Below are 1039 nucleotides of genomic sequence, written 5' to 3'. Positions count from 1 at the left end.
CGGGGAGTACGTGATTCCCAAGATCGATACGGATCCTGTGCATCGGACTTCGCGGCTTGCAGCCGGCATCGTCCGCTTCTTCAACGACGACGCCCTGCTCATTATCGTCGGCTACGTCATCATGCGAATAGCCCTGGTCATCCAATGGCTCAGGGTGTCGCGGAACGACCCCGAACATGCGCTCACGGCTCGTCGATACGCTCTCGGGATCGTCTTGGTCCAGATCGGTTGGATCGGTTTCTACTTCGTGCCGTCCGCCGTTTACGTCCCGACGTTCCTGGTGTTGGTTCTGTGCGAATTCGCGGTACCGATCTGGTCGGAGAAGCCGGGCATGACGCCGTGGCACCCGCATCACATCGCCGAACGCTACGGCCTCTTCACCATCATCATGCTCGGCGAAACCATTGCTGCCGCCACCATCGCAGTCCAATCCGGCATTCGTGATTTCGACGCCGCCGACCTCCTGATACCGATTGCCGTCGGCGGAGTTCTGATCGTGTTCTCCGCGTTGTGGATCTACTTTGCCGTCCCGATCCACGAGTACCTCGCAGACCAAGGCAATCGCGCCGTCCTGTTGTGGGGATACGGGCACTACTTCGTATTCGGATCCGCTGCGGCCATCGGCGCCGGCATCGAAGTAGCCGTCGAGGAAGCAGTGGGCGAAGCGCACATTTCGACGTTCGCAGCATCTGCCGCGGTCACGATCCCGGCCGCGATGTTCCTGATCTTCGTGTGGCTCATGCACTCACGCCACTTCAAGCGCGACAGGATCGAGCAGGCTGTACTACCGGCGAGTGCCATCCTGGTTCTCGCCTGCACGTTCGCCGGCCACTGGGCGGTCCCGCTCGCCGGACTGGTGGCGGCGGGAACCGTCGGAGTCGGTGTCGGCCTGAGTACTCGGTCGAAGAGCTGACTCAGATTTCGGGAGCCGGTGCCTCGCCCTAAGCGGGACGTCCGCGAGGGCTTCATCCCCATCCAGCGCAGTCTGGCCACGGACGCGCTCAACGAGTACATCCAGCACGTGGGTTCGGCGCTCTTC

The 1039-nt window shown here is 62.2% G+C and carries 1 protein-coding gene; it reads left to right on the top strand.

Annotation, left to right across the window (positions count from 1 at the left end; all coding sequences use genetic code 11):
• A partial coding sequence (locus tag ABT116_RS50180) for a low temperature requirement protein A (protein ID WP_351648511.1) occupies positions 1 to 913 on the top strand: 913 nt, incomplete at its 5' end.
• Positions 914 to 1039 lie beyond the last annotated feature (126 nt).

Origin of the sequence: Streptomyces sp. NPDC002130 (assembly GCF_040296465.1) — a bacterium.
Classification (GTDB): domain Bacteria; phylum Actinomycetota; class Actinomycetes; order Streptomycetales; family Streptomycetaceae; genus Streptomyces.
Note: the sequence above shows the minus strand (reverse complement) of the source record. Positions and strands in the feature narration are given on the sequence as shown.